The organism is Haloferax sp. ATCC BAA-644 (assembly GCF_000336975.1).
Taxonomy (GTDB): Archaea; Halobacteriota; Halobacteria; order Halobacteriales; family Haloferacaceae; genus Haloferax; species Haloferax volcanii.
Genome location: NZ_AOLF01000017.1, coordinates 12,063 through 28,658, shown reverse-complemented (window position 1 = coordinate 28,658; position 16,596 = coordinate 12,063). Strand labels below are relative to the sequence as shown.

The window sequence follows — 16,596 nt, the reverse complement described above, 5'->3', positions numbered from 1 at the left end:
TGTTTTGTGACCGGGAGGGCGAAATAAGACGGAAAATCCGAGTGAGACGCGGAGCCGACTCAGCCGGCGAGCCCCGGTCGAATCTCGTCCACGTCGGCGGGCGTCGGCCCGTTGACGACGACGACGCGGTCGCCCGTGCGGACGACCCGGAAGGCGTCGTTGAACGAGCCGTCCGCGATGACGTAGACGCCGTCGTCCCGCTGGGCGGCGTCGTGGGCGCTGAGGATGTTCAGGTACGCGTCGTGGAACTCCCGCGCGTCGTCGTCGGTGTCCCACTCAGTCACCCAGACGTAGCCGTAGTCGGTCTCCGCGCCGGCCGCGTTGCGGTAGGGGAACAGGCGGTCGTTCGCCCAGCCGTTCGACGGTTCGGCGTCGTAGTTGTACGTGTCGTACCGCGAGTTCGTGTCGAGGATGGACTGGACGCGGACGGTCTCCGCGCCGGACGTGCGGGCCTGATACCAGAACATCGCGAACATCGACGCCTCTCCGACCGTGTCCGAGCCCTCGACGCCCTGGTCGGGGAAGGTGGTCCAGCCGTTCGTCCCCTCGTCGACGAAGGAGATGGGACGGGGCGATTCGTCGGTGACGTGGATGGTCTGTTCGGTGGACGCCGGCGGGTCGCGAAGGGCGTCGTTGACGGCCTCCCAGCCGCCCCGCTCGTAGAGGTCGTGGACGTACACCGGGCCGTCGGAGTACGGCTGGTAGATGGTAATCAGGACGCCGAGGTTCGGGCTGCCGCCGCTGTTTTCGGTGTCGGGCGTGGCGACGCAGTCCCACGTCCCGGCCGCGCACCGCTCGCTGTACTGTCGTTCGACGTAGCTGGCGTCGCCCTCGACGACGCCGTCGGTGGCGAGGTCGCCGTCCTGCGTCTCGCTGCGGAATCGGGCGTCGGTCAGGTCGAACCGCTGGTCCTGTGCGGCGTGGACCAGTTCGTGGACGAGCGTGGCGTTGTCGATGGTCGGCTCGCCCGGGGAGTCGGTGACGATTTTGATTTCGCCGTCGGACGGCGAGTAGAAGCCGAGGACCGAACTCCCGGTCGTCTCGGAGATGGCGCTCGCGCTCGCGGTCGACTCACCGGCGATGAAAAGCGCCTCCCACACCTGGTCGTTCCAGCGGTTGTACTCGGAGTCCGAGGCGGCAGAGCCGCCGGCGTTGGCGCTCCGGTAGTCGTCTCGGGAGACGACGCTGACGGGGACGCGCTCGTCGAACTCCAACTGCCGGAGCTGTTCGACGCGGGCCATCCCGCGGGCGACGTACGCCTCCATCTCGGAGTCGTTGAGGCCGTCGGACTGGTCGACGGCGATTGGCTCGTCGTACCAGTAGCCGTTCTCCCAGCCGAGCACGTCCTGGTCGGGGTCGTCGAAGCCGTCTCTGTCCGGGTCGGGGGTCGCGGGCGACGCATCGCCGCCGGGCGCGGCCGTGGGGGCGGCACAGCCGGCGAGAACCAAGAGTACGGCGGCGAAAACGGCGCGGAGACCGGTGGTTCGCATATCGTACCCTTAGACTCCGGAGTGAAGTACCTTGTCGGGTTCAGGCGTCGAATCGAACCGGCGGACCGCGATGCGGTTCGGGCCGGTCGCGCCGGGCGGGGCGAATCTGACCGGCGCGTACTGTTTTGGTCGTCCCGGCGCAACCCACGAGCATGGCACTCGACCCGACCCGAACCGCGGTGGTCGTCGTGGATATGCAGAACGGCTTTTGTCACCCCGACGGGAGCCTGTTCGCGCCGGGAAGCGAATCCGCAATCGAGCCGGTTGCGGACCTCGTCGCAGCCGCCCGCGACGCCGGCGCGCGCGTCGTCTACACCCGCGACGTGCACCCGCCGGAGCAGTTCGACGACAACCACTACTACGACGAGTTCGAGCGCTGGGGCGAACACGTCGTCGAGGGGACGTGGGACGCCGCCCTCCACGACGACCTCGACGTGCGCGACGAGGACCTCGTCGTCGAGAAGCACACCTACGACGCGTTCTACCGGACGCAGTTGGCGGGTTGGCTCGACAGCCACGGCGTCGACGACCTGCTCATCTGCGGCACGCTGGCGAACGTCTGCGTCCTCCACACCGCCGGGAGCGCCGGCCTGCGGGACTACCGGCCGATTCTCGTCACCGACGCGCTCGGCTACATCGAAGAAGCGCACAAGGCGTACGCCGTCGACCACGCCGACTGGCTGTTCGGTGAGACGGCGACGCTCGCGGACGTGGCGTTCGAGTAGGCCGACGGCCCCGCCGACCGTGGTCAGACCCTCGGCGTCGCCCGGCGGGGGCCGCGTCTCACTCCCGAAAGAGCCGATACGCGCCCTGTCCGGTGGCGACGGCGTCGTTCCAGTCGCTCGACGGCGACTGCCGGGCGGCCACGTCCGAATCCTCCTCGGGGTCGGTGCTGACGACGGTGATGGTGCTCACGCCGACCGAGCCGCCGGCGCGGACGACCTCAGCGACCGCGGTCAGGTCGCCCGACGCCCGTCGCAGGTAGTTCACGTTGAGGTTGATGGTGGCGACGCCGCCGGCGAGCGGGTCGTCGAGCATCGTCCGGAGGGCGATGCCGCCCGCGGTGTCGATGAGCGTCGCCGCGATGCCGCCGTGGATAGTCGGCGGCGACACGGTGTTGGTGAGCTTCTCGTCGTACGGGATGGTCATCACGATGCGGCCGCGCTCGATGGCGTCGACGCGGGTGTTGAGCCACGACAGGTAGCCGTGTTCGTCCTCGATGTGTCGCTGGACGATTGCCGCGGCCTCGGCGGGAAAGTCGTCGGCCATATCACGAACGAGTGTGTCAAATAGTATGTAACCGACGGTCGGTGGCAACCCCGGCGGCCCCGCGAGCAGCGCGAGCAGGCGGTCGCCTCGCCGGCCCTGCGAGCAACGAGTGGGCCGCACCGAGGCGACTACGAGCGGGAAACCGACCGGCGAGTGAGCCGAGCGGACGGGAGCCGTGGAGCACTTGTCAATCCGGTGGTGAGTGAGGTATATACAGTTTCACGGACTGGTACAGGTATGAGCGACACCCGCGTCGTACTGGTCGACGAGTGCCCCGACGGCCTCGTCGACGCCCTCGGGCGACGCGGGTTCACGACCGAGACGTGCGCCGACCGCGGCGTCGCGTTCAGTGTCCTCGACGCCGGAGTCGGCGGCGTCGTCGTCCGCGGCGCTCTCGACGCCGAGTTCGTCTCCGGCGTCCGCGACCGAATCGGCGTGGTCCCGGTGTTCTTTCTGACCGAAAGCGCCCCGGAATCGGCCCACGACGCCGCCGACGGCGCAATCGCCATCAGCGACCCGGAGACGCCGGAAGCGGTCGTCTCGGTCGCCGCGCGGGTCGAGCGGGCCATCGAGTTCACGCAGTGGGCGTCTGCCGGGCGGAACTCGGACTCGCTGTATCGGACCGTCGTCGAACAGAGCCACGACGCCATCTTCGTCGCGCAGGACGGCGAGTTTCGCTTTTGGAACCGCCGGCTGACCGAGCTCACCGGCCTGCGCGACGGCGAACTCGCCGAGCGGTCGGTGTCGAGTATCGTCCACCCCGACGACCGCGAGCGGGCCGCCGCCATCGCCACGACGCGACGGCAGGGCGGCGACGCACCCGCGAGCTACGAGATTCGTCTCGTCGACGCCGACGGCGCGGCCCGCGAGTGCTCGACGAACGTCAGAGAAATCGACTACCACGGCTCCGACGCCGTCCTCGTCTCGATGCGCGACGTGACCGAGCAGCGGGCCACGGAAGCGCAGTTCCGCGGGCTCGTGGAGCTGGCTCGGGACCTCGTGACCCTCGTGGGAACCGACGGGCGAATCAAGTACCAGAGCCCCTCGGTCACCGAGGTGCTCGGGTTCGACGAGGACGAACTCGTCGGAGAGCACGTCGCCGACCTGATTCACCCCGACGACTGGGACCGCGTCAAGGCCGTCTTCGAGCGCGCGCTCCGGACCGGGGCCGACGGGACCGACCCCGTCCGGTACCGCCAGCGGAACGCCGAGGGGTCGTGGACGTGGCTCGAATCCGTGGGGAGCAATCAGGCCGACACCTCGGTCGACGGCTTCGTCGTCACCTCGCGGAACGTGACCGAACAGCGGAGCTACGAGCAGCGGCTCAAGCGCTACGAGACCATCGTCGAGAGCATCGGCCAAGGCGCGTACGTGGTCGACGAGGCGGGTGTCGTCCAGTTCATCAACGAGGCCGCGCTCTCGCGGACGACCATCCCCATGTCGACGTTCGTCGGCCGACACGTCTCGGCGCTCCGCGACGCCGGCTATCTCGCCGCCGACCAGTACGAACGCGCCCAGTCCGCGCTCGACGCCGTCCTCGGCGGCGAGAGCGAGCGCGAGCGGTTCGAAATCGAACTGTCGTTTCCCGAGGAGAACTACGTGGCCGAGTTCACCGTCTCGCCCATCGTCGACGACGGCGGGGAGGTCGCGGGCGCGGTCGGCATCTCGACGGACGTGACGGAGCGAAAGCGGTACGAACAGCGGCTCAACGCGCTGCACGCGTCGACCCGACGGCTGACGGGGGCGACGAGCCGCGAGGAAGTCGCGGAAATCGTCCGCGAGGCCGCCACCGAAGTCCTCGACTACGCGATCAGCGGCGTCCTCCTGTACGACGAGTCGCAGGACGCGCTCGTCCCGACGGCGTTCACCGACGAGGCGTGGGACGTGTTCGGTGACGTGCCGCCGATTCCGCGAGGGGCCGGGCTGACGTGGGAGGTGTTCGAACGCGGCGAGCACAACCTCTACCGGGACGTGGACTCGAACCCGCGACGGTTCGTCCTCGACGCCGGGGTCAAAGAGGAACTCATCGTGCCGATTCCCGACCACGGCGTGTTCTTCGTCGCGTCCCTCGGCGACGACTCGCTGGCCGACCAGCGCATCGCGTTGGCGAAGGTGTTGGCCGCCAACACCCGCGCGGTCTTGGACCGGGTCGAACGCGAACAGCTCCTGCGGCGGCGCGAGCGCGAACTCGCCAGCCAGAACGAACAGCTCGAATCGTTCGCGTCGGTCGTTTCGCACGACCTCAAGAACCCGCTGAACGCGGCGATGGGCTATCTCGACCTCGCCCGCGAGCGGTACGACGGCGACGAACTGGACCGCGTCGCCGACGCCCACGAGCGGATGTCCGGCATCGTCGAGGACATGCTGGCGCTCGCGCGCAACGGTCAGACGGTCGAGGAGGCGGAGCGACTGTCGCTCGGGGCCGTCGCCGAGGCGGCGTGGACGACCGCCGCGAGCGACGCGCCGGAAGCGACGCTCGTCACCGACGGCGAAGTCCCGGTCGAAGCCCACCGCGGGCGGCTCAGACAGCTCCTCGAAAACCTCTTTTCGAACGCGATTCGCCACGGCGGCGACGACGTGACCGTCCGGGTCGGCCCCCTCGACGACCGCGCCGGCTTCTACGTCGAAGACGACGGCCCGGGGATTCCGCCGGACGACCGCCCCCGCATGTTCGAGGCGGGCTACACCACGAGTTCCGAGGGGACCGGCTTCGGCCTCAGCGTCGTCATGAGCGTCGTGAACGCCCACGGCTGGAGCGTCTGGTTCGTCGAGAGCGACGACGGCGGCGCGCGGTTCGAAATTACGACCGAAAGCGACCGCTGACGGGCCGAGAGTGTCGCCGCCGGCGGCAACACTAATTGCGGTCGTCCGAACGGAGCGCCATGGAAACACCAGACGAGACGCGCTATCTCGCGCGGCTGACGGGCGTCGAGAGCGACGACTTCGGCCGCGAGTCACAGGCGGCGTTCGACCACCTCGGCGTCAGTCGGTTCGCGGGCCACGGCATCGAGGAGGCGCACCTCGTCGACGAGGCGGGAACCGCGACCGTCGGGGTCCCCCGGACGGACGACCCGGTGTTGACGACGAGTTCGGGCGACCACTTCAACGCGGGCCTCGGGCTCGCGCACGTCCTCGACCTCGGTCGCGCGGAGTCGCTCGTCGTCGGCAACGCCGTCGCGGGACACTTCGTCAGAACCGGGTCGCCGCCGACGTACGACGAACTACGGGCGTTCGCCTCGGGGTATCTCGATTACTTCGACGCCGCTTAAATACCGATTGTCCACACAAGGGTCAGATATATTACTAGAATCGGCGTACCGATATGCGTCGGTGGCACCCCCCACACGGGCGCACCGCCGGAGAGCCGCGAGTCGCGCCGTTCCGGCGGCGAAATCGACACCCGCCGTGGCATCTCGCGCCCGGTTGCCGCGCCCCACCACGGTCCCGTTTTGACGCATCATCGGCTCTTCACTCGGACCGCGAACCGCGGTCGAGGTCGTCTATCGTCGACCCGACGAGGTTCCGGAGCGCCCGACGAAGCCGCTGTGAGAGCGCCTGTTCGGTGATACCCAACCGGCTCGCGATGTCGTCGAGACCCGCCTCTTTCGGCGTCTCGAAGTAGCCCCGTTCGAAGGCGAGCCGAAGCGCCGTCAGCTGTTTCTCCGAGAGGCCGGTGTCCGGGGGGTGACGCTCGTCGAGGCGGGCCGGTTCGACGCGGCGCACGTCGATGTCGATATCGCGGGAGAGACAGGCGTCGTGGAATCGGGTGGTCAGCTCGTTCGACGGGAAGTACACCGACAGCGACCAGCCGTACCTCGTACCGACCATTCGCCGGACGATGCCGTCGCACTCGCGGATGGCCGAGAGGATGTCGCCGTCGCGGGTCGCCCACTCGCAGCGGTAAAGCCGTCCCTCGGGTCCGTCCGATATCGGTTCGAAGCGCTCGATGCTCGCGTGGTCGTCGAGCAGGTCGTCGAGCGCCTCGCGGTCGCTCCCGCGGGCGACGAAGTAGGGAACCGGCTCGTCCGTCACCGGGATACCGCCGACGAACGTGAGTTCGAACTCGGGGTCCTCGAACGTTCCGTCGGGCGAGGCCCCGGCCAGCGGGTGGCCGAGTTCGACCTCGTACCCACTGGCGTGGTCGCCGGTCATCGCAGCGCGGAGGCAGCGGCTGCATCGAACACCGAAGCGACGGCACACGCTCGTATGTCGGATCTCACGAACGGAGAAAAATACGGGCGACCGAAGGATATTTTTTGCGGAGACTAATCCTTTCATAGTAAAGGTGTTTAAAAATGGTGTCACAAAGTGGAGGTGTCGGGCAGTCGCGCCGGAGAGGATTTAAAAAGCAGTTTCATGACACTTCTGCCGCCGTCAGTCGAGTCGAATCGGGTCGGCGCTGGGGCGAATCTCGACCGACACCTCGTCGCCGGTGGCGAAGCCGTGACCGGGACAGACGAGTTTGCTCCCGAAGTCGACGCGAGACGCGAATAGTGACAATCCAGTGATTCGAACGCCGTCGACGAGCACGTCGAAGTCGGCCCACGGAACGTCGCGGCCGGCCGCCCGGCCGACCCGCTCGCCGAGGAGCGACAGCGATTGTCCGTCTTCGACGGGCGAGAGCGCGCCCCCGAAGCCGTAGTGGGCGAGGCCGCCGTCGAGGACGACGCCCTCGTCGCTGGCGAGGCCGACGAACTCGCCGGGGGCGACCCCCGCGTCGGCCCGCGTCGGTGCGTCGAGGACGGCGAACGTCTCGGCCGTCTCGACGACGGTTCCCGTCCCGTCCCAGTCGAGCGGCGAGACGGTCACGTCGGGCGACACCGGGAGCGACCCCCGAGCCCGGTGGTGGTTCGCGTCCGCGGGGCGGAAGCCGACGTGGACGTGGTTCGAGACCCACGGCGCGAAAAAGCCGGAGCGGACGAGCCGTCCCAGCGAGTCACCGACCGCGACCTCGTCGCCCGCGTCGACGCCGGGATCGACGTGGAGGATGCGCGCGGCCAGTCCGTCGCGGGGGTCGTCGTCGGGGTCACCGAGCCAGCCCAGTCCGGTGGCGTCGGCGTCGACATCGACGAGGATGAGGTACTCGTCGTCGTGGGCGTAGGGCTTGTTGGGCGCGCGGACGGTCCGCGTCTCTCGGACGACGCCCGCGACGGGCGAGCGGGCCACCGGGTCGTCGGCGGCGACGTAGAGGTCGATAGCACACCCGCTGTCGTGGGCGGGGTACGGCGAGTTGTAGAGCGAGAAGCGCTCGAAGCGCGAGAGCGTCGGCCGCGGCAGTCGCAGCATGGTCGTCGGGACGGGACGGGTGCGCTTAGGTACGTCGGGGTGTTTCTCTCGGGTATGCGCGTCATCCGCGGTCGCGGGCCCGACCGGGAGGCGGACCGGGCGGTCACCGCGGCCATGCTCCGCGAGGTGGGCGAGACGGACGAGCCGGCGTTCCGCGCGTGGACGCCGCACCGACAGCTCGCGTTCGGCAGGCGCGACACCCGCGCCCCGCGGTACGACGAGGCCGTCGCCGCCGCCGAGGAACGCGGCTTCCCCGCTATCGAGCGCTCCGTCGGCGGCCGCGCCGTGGCCTACACGGGAACCACCGTCGCGTTCGCCCACGCGGTTCCCCTCGACGACGCCCGGAGCGGCCTCGACGCGCGGTACGAGGGCGGAACGACCGCCGTCGTCCGCGCCCTGCGGAGCCTCGGCGTCCCCGCGCGGCGGGGCGAGCCCCCGGCGTCGTACTGCCCCGGCGACCACTCGGTCCAAGCGGGCGGGAAGCTCTGCGGCCTCGCCCAGCGCGTTCGAAAAGAGAGCGCGCTCGTCTCCGGCGTGGTCGTCGTCACCGACCGCGACGAGATAGCCGACGTGCTCGCGCCCGTCTACGAGGCCATCGACGTTCCCTTCGACCCGGATTCGGTGGGGAGCGTCGCTGACGCCGGCGGCCCGGCCAGTTCCGACGCGGTCTGCGACGCCCTCGAAGCCGCCTTCGTTGGCGACGCGGTGACGCGCGTCGAAAACGCGGCCGACCTCGCGTGAGCGACTGACTGCGACCGCTCCCCGAACCGCCGGCCCCGTCACTCCCCGAACCGCCGGACTTAGCACCCGGCGCGTCGCACCCCCTCGTATGCGAATCGAGAACGCGACGCTGGCCGACGGCCGCGCCGTCGACGTCCGCGTCGAGGACGGAACCGTCGAGGCGGTCGGTGACCTCGACCCCGTCGCCGACGAGGAGACCGTCGACGCCGAAGGGAACCTGCTTCTGCCGGGCGCTATCGACGTACACGTCCACTTCCGCGAACCGGGATTCGAGCACAAGGAGACGTGGGAGACCGGCGCGCGGAGCGCCGCCGCGGGCGGCGTGACGACCGTCGCCGACCAGCCGAACACGGACCCGACGACGACCGACGGCGCGGGCTTCGACGCGAAGGCCGAGCGCGCCGCGAACGCCTGCATCGACTACGGCATCAACGGCGGCGTCACCGCCGACTGGGACCCCGACAGCCTGTTCGAGCGCCCGCTTTTCGCCCTCGGTGAGGTGTTCCTGGCCGACTCGACCGGCGACATGGGCATCGAGGCCGACCTGTTTGCCGAGGCCGCGGAGCGCGCCGGCGAGGCGGGCGTGCCCGTCACGGTCCACGCCGAGGACGCCGACCTGTTCGACGAATCGGCCATCGAGGGCGACCTCGGCGGGGTCGGCCGCGACGCCGACGCCGACGCGTGGAGCGCCTACCGGACCGCCGAGGCCGAGGCGGTCGCCGTCGAGCGGGCCGTCCGCGTCGGCGGCGAGACCGGCGCGCAGATTCACATCGCCCACACGAGCACGCCCGAGGGCGTCGACGCCGCCCGCGACGGCGGCGCGACCTGCGAGGCGACGCCGCACCACCTGTTTCTGTCCCGCGACGACCTCGACGAGTTGGGCACCTACGGCCGGATGAACCCGCCGCTCCGCTCCGAGGCGCGCCGCGAGGCCATGTTCGAGCGCCTCGCTGACGGCCGCATCGACATGGTCGCCACGGACCACGCGCCGCACACCCGCGAGGAGAAAGAACGGACGCTTTTGGACGCCCCGAGCGGCGTCCCCGGCGTCGAGACGATGGTGCCGCTGCTCCTCGGCGCGGTCGTCGCCGGCGACCTCACCGCCGAGCGCGTCCGCGACGTGGTCGCCGCGAACCCCGCCGCGGTGTTCGACCTGCCGCGCAAGGGTCGCATCGAGGCGGGCGCCGACGCCGACCTCGCGCTGTACGACCTCGACGCAGCCCGCGAGATTCGCGGCGCGGACCTCCACTCGAACTGTGACTGGACCCCGTTCGAGGGCCACACCGGCGTCTTCCCCGAGTGGACGATGCTCCGCGGCGAGTTCGTCTGGGACGGCGACGAGTTCGGCGCGGTCGCCGGGGAGAACGTCCGCGACTGAGCTGCCCGCGGCCGAGATATACCCTCAGACCCGCGCGGCCGCGACCTGCGCGCCCTTCCAGCCGACGCCGACGAGCACCGCGAGCGGCGCTGTCAGAGCGACCAGCGAGACGACCGACCCGGCGAGGCCGCCGAGGCCGCCGAGCGCGGACGACAGGACGACGGTCGCGAGAAAGCCGCCCACGGCGAGCGCCGGGGCGACCAGCGCGTACGCGAACAGCCAGCGCTGTCTGCGAGTGAACCGGACGCCGTATCCCGGTCCCGGCGGGATGAGCAGGCCACCAGCGAGGAGGACGAAGCCGACGACCCCGAACACGAGGAGGAAAAAGCCCGCGAGCCCGTGGGCGAAGCCGTCACTTCCGGGCGGCGTCGGGGGCATCGTGACGGCGGTCCGCCAGACGAACGCGAGAAGCGCGGCTCCGGTCCCGGCGACGGGGAGTTGGAGCGACCCGAGGACCGCGCGGAGTGACCAGCGCATCGGGCCGACTGTCGGCGGAGGGACAGATAGCAGTTCCGCCGCCGGGTGTCGGGACCCCCGCCGGACCGGACGAACCCGACGCAAGCGAATCTTTTTCCCGTCCGACTCCCCGAGGGAGTGACACGCATGACCGACGAGCGGACGCCGCCGCGAGGCCGCGACCCGAACGCGGACGCCGACGAACCGCACGCACTCGCGGGACTGCTGTCGTTCTGGGAGACTGTGGTAGAGGACGCCGAGGCGACCGCGGCCGAGTACGAAGACGAGGGCTGGGAGACGCTCGTGCTCCATCCCGGCGACGTGTCGGTGTTGCCGCCGGCGAACCTGCCGGAGGCGACGGAGCGCGTCGGCTTCGACGTGCTCGTCCCCGGAAGCGAGTTCGAGTCGCTGTCGTCGTGGGTCGAGTCGGCCGAGTTCGACCGCTACGACGTGTACCGCGCCCGCGAGGACGACACCGTGTTCGTCGTCTCGGTCGTGCAGGACGCCGCGGCGTCGAAGGCCGTCGTCGTCCCGCTGTACTACGAGTTGGGCGAGGTGGACGCGATGGCGACGAAGGCGCGAAAACAGGACGAACTCCGGCTCTACGTTCGGCCGGTCGAGGCGGACCGACGCGTCGAGTTAGTCCAGTCGGAACCGGACCCGCTTTTCCCCTGACTTCGAGTCGGCGCGGCGTCGGTCCGGGGGAAAAACCGGTGCGGAGTCGCACGGACCGCGGGGCGTCACTCCTCGTCAGACAGTTCCTCTTGCCGCAGTTCCGTGCTCGCCTCGCGGACCTCGCGCATGACGCTCGAAATGCGCTCTTCGGCTTCGAGTTCCTCTTCGACCGAGAGGTCGACGCCCTCGACTTCGAGCAGGAACTTGGCGATTTCCGTCACCTCGTACATCATCTCGTCGAGTTCCTCGGCCGTAAAGAACCCCGACATCGCGCCGTAGAGGAACGTCGCGCCCGACTTCCGGACCTTGTCGCGGAACGCAGACCGGGCCTGATTGACCGCTTGCGGAGTGTAGGTATCGGTCATGAAGGGGACGAGTTCGGGGAGGTTGTTCCCGATTTTCGTCATCTCGACGCCCGTCTCGGTCCGGAAGTCCGCGCAGAGTCGCGCGATTGCCCACTCGCGGGCCGTCACGTAGGTCCGCTCGCGGAGGAAGTCGTTGACGCGGTCGTACTGCGCGCCGTCGACCTTCTTGAACCGAGCGTACTTCTGTACGTCCTCGGGAATCGCGTCGTCGGCGTCAGCTCCGGCGTCTGGACCGGCGTCGCCGGCCTCGGACTCAGTCGCGTTTTCGGCGTCGGCATCGGCTCCGGCGTCGTCCGTCGGTTCCGCGCCCGCAGTCTCCGAGTCGGTGGCCGGGTCTGCTGGCTCCGTGTCCCCCGCCGCTTCGTCCGCCGCCGCTCGCGGGTCCGCGCCGGGGCGAGCCGTCTCCTCGGCGTCGCTCGCGCCCGTCTCGAACTCGTCGGACTCGTCTGTCATACCGCGGGCTACCGCGGCACGGCCGAAAAGGGTTCCGCGATGTTCGGTCCCCCGCCGACGGGGATGTCGCCCCCCGTTTCCGGGTAAGGGTTTTCTATCGCGCCCGCGAGATTGGGAATCATGAAGGTACTGCTCGGAATCGGTGGCAGCGACGATTCCATGCGGGCGCTCGAAACGACGGTCGAACGGACGGCCGAGGTCGGCGACGACCTCACGGTCGCCATCGTCGACAACCCGTCCGGCGAGCGCTCGCGCGAGGAGATGGAAACGCGGGTGACGGAACTGCTCGACGAGCGCGGCGTCGACGCGACCGTCCGCGCGCTCGACGGCGACCCGGGGAGCGCCCTCGTGGACCTCGCCGAAAACGAGGGGTTCGACCAACTGGTGCTCGGCGGCGGCGAGACGAGCCCGATGGGGAAGATACAGATCGGCAACATCGCGGAGTTCGTCCTGCTGAACTCCCACGTGACCGTCACCCTAGTACGATGAGCGACCGAACGTTCTCCGACGCCGTCGCCGACCCGTACGACGCGCCGCCGCTGTCGTTCACCGACGGGGAAGACCGCACCATCGAGGTGCGCGCGCACGACGGCTCAGACGAGGAGTTGGAGGCGCTCGTCGAGATGTACGACGCGTTCGACCCCTCGGACCGCGCGCAGGGCATCCCGCCGGGCCGCGAGGACCGCATCCGCGACTGGCTGGAGAACATCCTCGACGAGGACTGCCTGAACGTCATCGCGTGGGACGGCGACGAGGTGGCCGGCCACGCGACGCTCGTCCCCGACGGCGACGCCTACGAACTCGCCATCTTCGTCCACCAGACGTACCAGCGCGCCGGCATCGGGACGCGGCTCATCAAGGCGCTGCTCGGCCACGGCCGGGAGGCCGGCGTGGAGAAGGTGTGGCTCACGGTCGAGCGGTGGAACCGCGCGGCGGTCGGCCTCTACCAGACCGTCGGCTTCGAGACGAGCGATGCCGAGAGCTTCGAGCTGGAGATGACCATCCGACTCGCTGAACCGCCGGACGACGAGGGCGGCTGAGGGCGGCGGCGAGCCGCGACAACGACCAACGATTCAGGATTCGGACAGGATTCAGACCGAAAGCACGGGCTGGCTGGCGTACAGGAGGACGTACTCGGCGGCCTTGGCGAGCACCTCGCCGGGGTCGCCCGAGACGGGCTCTCGGGGCACGACGATGAAGTCCGCGTCGAGTTCTTCTGCGGTGTCGAGGACGACGCTGCCGGGGTGGCGGAGCTTGCTCGTCCGCGAGAAGCCGTAGGCGACCGACGTGGTGACGGGTACGTCGGCGGTCTCTGCGAGCGCCGACACGGTGTCGGTGACGGCCTTGCTGTCCTCGGCGACGGCGTCCTCGTCGACGACGCCCTGCTCTATGGCGCGGACGACGTCCTCGCCGAGGACGTGGACGGCGTGGACCGCGGCGTCGTACTCGGCCGCGACGGCGGCGGCGTACTCCGCCGCGCGCGTCGCCTCCTCGCTTTGGTCGACCGGCACGAGAACGAGGTCGATAGAGAGCGGGCGCGGTGACATGTCCCCACCTGCGTCGGGGGACGACAAAAAACTCACCCCACGGTCCCGGCTGCCGGCCGCCCCAGACTGGTTTTATGCCGCCGCGCCGTGAACCCGGAGCCATGTTCGACACCATCGTCATCGCCACCGACGGCTCGGCGAGCGTCCGCCGGGCGGTCAGCGTCGCCGTCGACCTCGCAGAGCGGTTCGACGCGTCGGTCCACGCGCTGTACGTCATCGACGCCGGCGACGTGGAGACCGCGCCGGAGCGGCTCCGCGACGAGATGCGCGACGCGCTCACCGAACGCGGCGAGGAGGCGCTCGCGGAGGTCGAAGCCGCGACCGACCGCGAGGTGACCGTCGCGGTGCGCGAGGGCCGCCCCGCCGCCGAAATTTCGAACTACGCCCGCGAGGTCGACGCCGACGCCGTCGCCATGGGAACCCGGGGCCGACACGGCGAGAACCGCTTTCTCATCGGCAGCGTCGCCGAGCGCGTCGTCCGGACCTGTCCGGTGCCGGTGCTGACGGTCCGCCAGCTGGAGGAGGGGACGACGGACTCCCTGCTGAGCGACGAGGCGGCCTGAGCGGGCCGCGTGGCTCGGTTCGGTCGCGGCCCGCGGGACGTTCGGCGCGGTCTCCGCCGACGGAATCGGGAGGAGTTTTCCCCGTCGCGCCCGAGTTCGGCGTATGGAAGACGAGCTCATCGACAGTTCCCAGCTCTCGCTCCCCCGCAAGTCCGTGCTCCCCGGAGCCGGCTTCTTCTACCCCGAGTCGTTCGACGAGGAACGCGCCGAAGAGCGCGCGAAAGAGAAACTCGAAGACGCGTCGGTCGCGGTCGTCACCGACACCGACGCCGACGGCCTCGGCTGCGTCGCCCTCCTCCGGGAGGCCTACGACGCCGCCCTCGACGTGGCCGACTTCGAAGAACGCATCGAGGAGAAACTCGCAGACGACGAGGACGAGGACGAAGGCGACGAGGAACCCGCTCTCGCCGAGGAAGACGAGGAGGAAGAAGAGCGACCGAAGTCGCCGGTCGCGCTGATGGGGTCGAGTCCGTACTCGCTGGAGGACGACCTCCAGCGCGTGGCCGACTACGCCCCCGAGGGCGTCGAGGTGTACGTCTGCGACCTCTGTCCGGACAAGTTCGAGTACGTCGAGGAGGAACTCGCCGCGCTCGTCGAGACGGCGGGCGAGATTCACTGGTACGACCACCACCAGTGGAAGCCCGAGGTCGCGGAGGCGCTCCGCGAGGCCGGCGTCGACCTCGTCGTCGGCGAGTCCGACGAGGAGTGTTCGACCGACGTGACGCTCCGCGAACTCGACTACGAGTTCGACGAGCGATTCGCTGAACTCGCCGCGGTCACCCGCGACCACGACCTCTGGCTGAACGAAGACGAGCGGAGTCAGGACCTCGCGGACTACGCCTACTGGACCTCGAAAGAGGAGTACGTCGCCGTCGTCGGCGCGTACGGCGCGGACCTCCCGCCGGTCGTCGAGGAGTACATCGCCCACCGCCGCGTCGAAAAGGAGAACCTCATTCAGGCCGCCGTCGACCGCGCCGAACTGAAGACCGTCGGCGGCTGGACGGTCGGCGTCACCTACGGCCGCTGCTCGCAAAACGAGGTCGCGGACGCCCTCCGCGAGGCGGGCGCGGACGCGGCGGTCGTCGTCAAGCCCGCCGGAAGCGCCTCCATTCGCGGCTCCGACGACTTCGAGCGCTGTCACGAGGTCGCGGACCTCGTCAACGGCGGCGGCCACCCGAAGGCCGCCGGCTGTAAGCCCGACATCTACGACGACATGCTCGACTACGCCCACCACTGGACGACGCAGGGCGCGACGACGAAGCGCGTCATCCTCCGGGCGTTCGAGCAGGTCGCAGACGCGGTCGCGGAGGCGGAAGCGGAAACCGCGGCCGACGCGGAAGCCGACGATGACGCCGAAGACGACGAAGGCGTCGAGACCGAACGGTAACGTCGGACGCGACTCGGAGAGCGAAGCCGAATCTGAAAACCAGCGCCGAACACGGTCGGTCGATTACGCGTCGTCGACGACCCAGCGGTCGGAGTACGTCGTGCCGCAGGTACACTTGGCGTAGGCGTGGACCACGTCGCCCTCCTCGTAGATGCCGCCGACCTCCTCGTTTTGTGCCTCGGCGAAGGAGAAGATGAACTTCACCTCGTGGTTCTCCTCGGCGGCCGCCTCGGGACAGGTGCCGCCGCTGAGGTCGTCGTCGATGTCGCCGTCGTTGCCCATGGCGGTCTGGGCGAACTCCATGGCGTCCATGCCCGTGCCGGCCGCGAAGGCCCGCCGGCCGTCGTCGCCGGGGACGACGAGCACGTAGCCGTTGTCGACTTCGACGCCCATGTTCGGGAGTTTGCCTTGGCTGTCGAGGTACTCGTGGGTGAGATAGAGCGCCACGTCGTCGAGGCGCTCGCCTGCGAGATACTCCGTTACCTTGCTCATACCCCGCCTAGGGCGGTCGGCGCGTAAAAGCGGCGTGTCTCGGAGTCCGACCGGTCACTCGTCGGACAGGCCGAACTGCTCGGCGATGCTCGAAAGCGAGTCGTTCGGGCGTTCGGTGATGCGGTACACCTGCCGGACACCCGGAACCCGGAGGCCGTACTGGTAGCCGTCGTCCAGTTCGTCGAGTTCGACGGCGTCGCCGTCGGCCCGGTCGTGTTCGCGGCACCACTCGACGAGTCGGTTCTCGCCGTCGTTCGGGGTGCGCGCGAGGCGCTTGTTGTCGTACGCGCCGCGAATCACGAGTCCCGAGGCGTCGGCCGAGAGACGGGCGTGGTAGGCGGTGCCGCCGAGGTGGAGGCGGACGAAATCGCCGTCGGCGGCGAGCACGTCGTCGGGGACGCGCAGACAGGGGCGGCGGGTGCCGCCGCTGCGGGCGATGTTCGCGCGGAACGTCCGGACCGACGGATGGTCGGAGGGCAGTTGCTCTGGCACGG

Annotated in this window: 18 protein-coding genes and 1 pseudogene; 10 read left to right on the top strand and 9 right to left on the bottom strand. The window is 69.6% G+C overall.

Annotation, left to right across the window (positions count from 1 at the left end):
• Positions 1–59: 59 nt before the first annotated feature.
• On the bottom strand, positions 60–1,490 hold the full coding sequence (locus C458_RS08110) for an Hvo_1808 family surface protein (RefSeq protein WP_008574723.1): 1,431 nt from the start codon (positions 1,488–1,490) through the stop codon (positions 60–62).
• A 152-nt stretch (positions 1,491–1,642) separates the two neighbouring features.
• Between C458_RS08110 and C458_RS08105 the strand changes: the two genes are divergently transcribed.
• Positions 1,643–2,215 (top strand): cysteine hydrolase family protein, encoded by a 573-nt coding sequence (locus C458_RS08105; protein ID WP_008574721.1) that lies wholly within the window; start codon positions 1,643–1,645, stop codon positions 2,213–2,215.
• A gap of 58 nt (positions 2,216–2,273) precedes the next feature.
• Here the strand turns inward: C458_RS08105 and C458_RS08100 are convergent, their stop codons facing one another.
• Positions 2,274–2,759: a PaaI family thioesterase gene (locus C458_RS08100; protein ID WP_004041693.1), complete on the bottom strand. Its 486-nt coding sequence runs from the start codon at positions 2,757–2,759 to the stop codon at positions 2,274–2,276.
• Between the two features lie 237 nt (positions 2,760–2,996).
• On the opposite strand from C458_RS08100, the gene C458_RS08095 reads away from it, so the two are divergent.
• Positions 2,997–5,582 (top strand): PAS domain S-box protein, encoded by a 2,586-nt coding sequence (locus C458_RS08095; RefSeq protein WP_008574717.1) that lies wholly within the window; start codon positions 2,997–2,999, stop codon positions 5,580–5,582.
• A 74-nt stretch (positions 5,583–5,656) separates the two neighbouring features.
• A pseudogene (locus C458_RS08090) lies at positions 5,657–6,028 on the top strand (hypothetical protein); the annotation flags it as partial.
• 199 nt (positions 6,029–6,227) lie between these two features.
• Here C458_RS08090 and C458_RS08085 read toward each other — a convergent pair.
• Together C458_RS08085 and C458_RS08080 are read right to left on the bottom strand one after the other, a co-directional pair.
• Positions 6,228–6,911: a helix-turn-helix domain-containing protein gene (locus C458_RS08085; protein WP_008574713.1), complete on the bottom strand. Its 684-nt coding sequence runs from the start codon at positions 6,909–6,911 to the stop codon at positions 6,228–6,230.
• Positions 6,912–7,133: 222 nt separating this feature from the next.
• Positions 7,134–8,045, bottom strand: a complete 912-nt coding sequence (locus tag C458_RS08080; protein ID WP_008574710.1) for a hypothetical protein — start codon at positions 8,043–8,045, stop codon at positions 7,134–7,136.
• A 54-nt stretch (positions 8,046–8,099) separates the two neighbouring features.
• Here C458_RS08080 and C458_RS08075 point away from each other — a divergent pair, with 54 nt between their 5' ends.
• Positions 8,100–8,786, top strand: a complete 687-nt coding sequence (locus C458_RS08075; RefSeq protein ID WP_008574707.1) for a lipoate--protein ligase family protein — start codon at positions 8,100–8,102, stop codon at positions 8,784–8,786.
• Positions 8,787–8,874: 88 nt separating this feature from the next.
• Positions 8,875–10,164, top strand: coding sequence for a dihydroorotase (locus tag C458_RS08070; protein ID WP_008574706.1), 1,290 nt, complete (start codon positions 8,875–8,877; stop codon positions 10,162–10,164).
• A gap of 24 nt (positions 10,165–10,188) precedes the next feature.
• Here the strand turns inward: C458_RS08070 and C458_RS08065 are convergent, their stop codons facing one another.
• Positions 10,189–10,641, bottom strand: coding sequence for a hypothetical protein (locus C458_RS08065; RefSeq protein WP_008574703.1), 453 nt, complete (start codon positions 10,639–10,641; stop codon positions 10,189–10,191).
• 126 nt (positions 10,642–10,767) lie between these two features.
• Between C458_RS08065 and C458_RS08060 the strand changes: the two genes are divergently transcribed.
• Entirely contained in the window at positions 10,768–11,295 is a 528-nt protein-coding gene (locus C458_RS08060) for a hypothetical protein (protein WP_008574700.1), read from the top strand.
• A gap of 65 nt (positions 11,296–11,360) precedes the next feature.
• Here C458_RS08060 and C458_RS08055 read toward each other — a convergent pair whose 3' ends face one another.
• Complete coding sequence (locus tag C458_RS08055) at positions 11,361–12,113, bottom strand: DUF5806 family protein (RefSeq protein ID WP_008574697.1); 753 nt, start codon at positions 12,111–12,113, stop codon at positions 11,361–11,363.
• A 120-nt stretch (positions 12,114–12,233) separates the two neighbouring features.
• Between C458_RS08055 and C458_RS08050 the strand changes: the two genes are divergently transcribed.
• Together C458_RS08050 and C458_RS08045 are read left to right on the top strand one after the other, a co-directional pair.
• Positions 12,234–12,602 (top strand): universal stress protein, encoded by a 369-nt coding sequence (locus C458_RS08050; RefSeq protein ID WP_004041703.1) that lies wholly within the window; start codon positions 12,234–12,236, stop codon positions 12,600–12,602.
• Positions 12,599–13,153 (top strand): GNAT family N-acetyltransferase, encoded by a 555-nt coding sequence (locus C458_RS08045; RefSeq protein ID WP_008574696.1) that lies wholly within the window; start codon positions 12,599–12,601, stop codon positions 13,151–13,153. The genes C458_RS08050 and C458_RS08045 overlap by 4 nt, the downstream gene beginning before the upstream one ends.
• A 51-nt stretch (positions 13,154–13,204) precedes the next feature.
• Here C458_RS08045 and C458_RS08040 read toward each other — a convergent pair whose 3' ends face one another.
• Complete coding sequence (locus C458_RS08040) at positions 13,205–13,660, bottom strand: universal stress protein (RefSeq protein ID WP_004041708.1); 456 nt, start codon at positions 13,658–13,660, stop codon at positions 13,205–13,207.
• Between the two features lie 101 nt (positions 13,661–13,761).
• On the opposite strand from C458_RS08040, the gene C458_RS08035 reads away from it, so the two are divergent.
• A complete protein-coding gene (locus tag C458_RS08035) occupies positions 13,762–14,223 on the top strand; it encodes a universal stress protein (protein ID WP_008574693.1) in 462 nt (153 codons plus the stop codon).
• A gap of 103 nt (positions 14,224–14,326) precedes the next feature.
• Positions 14,327–15,610: a DHH family phosphoesterase gene (locus tag C458_RS08030; protein WP_008574692.1), complete on the top strand. Its 1,284-nt coding sequence runs from the start codon at positions 14,327–14,329 to the stop codon at positions 15,608–15,610.
• A gap of 63 nt (positions 15,611–15,673) precedes the next feature.
• On the opposite strand, the gene C458_RS08025 is transcribed toward C458_RS08030, so the two are convergent.
• Both C458_RS08025 and C458_RS08020 read right to left on the bottom strand, forming a co-directional pair.
• On the bottom strand, positions 15,674–16,102 hold the full coding sequence (locus C458_RS08025) for a DUF5807 family protein (protein WP_004041714.1): 429 nt from the start codon (positions 16,100–16,102) through the stop codon (positions 15,674–15,676).
• Between the two features lie 54 nt (positions 16,103–16,156).
• Positions 16,157–16,594, bottom strand: a complete 438-nt coding sequence (locus C458_RS08020) for a hypothetical protein (RefSeq protein WP_008574691.1) — start codon at positions 16,592–16,594, stop codon at positions 16,157–16,159.
• Between the last annotated feature and the right edge of the window lie 2 nt (positions 16,595–16,596).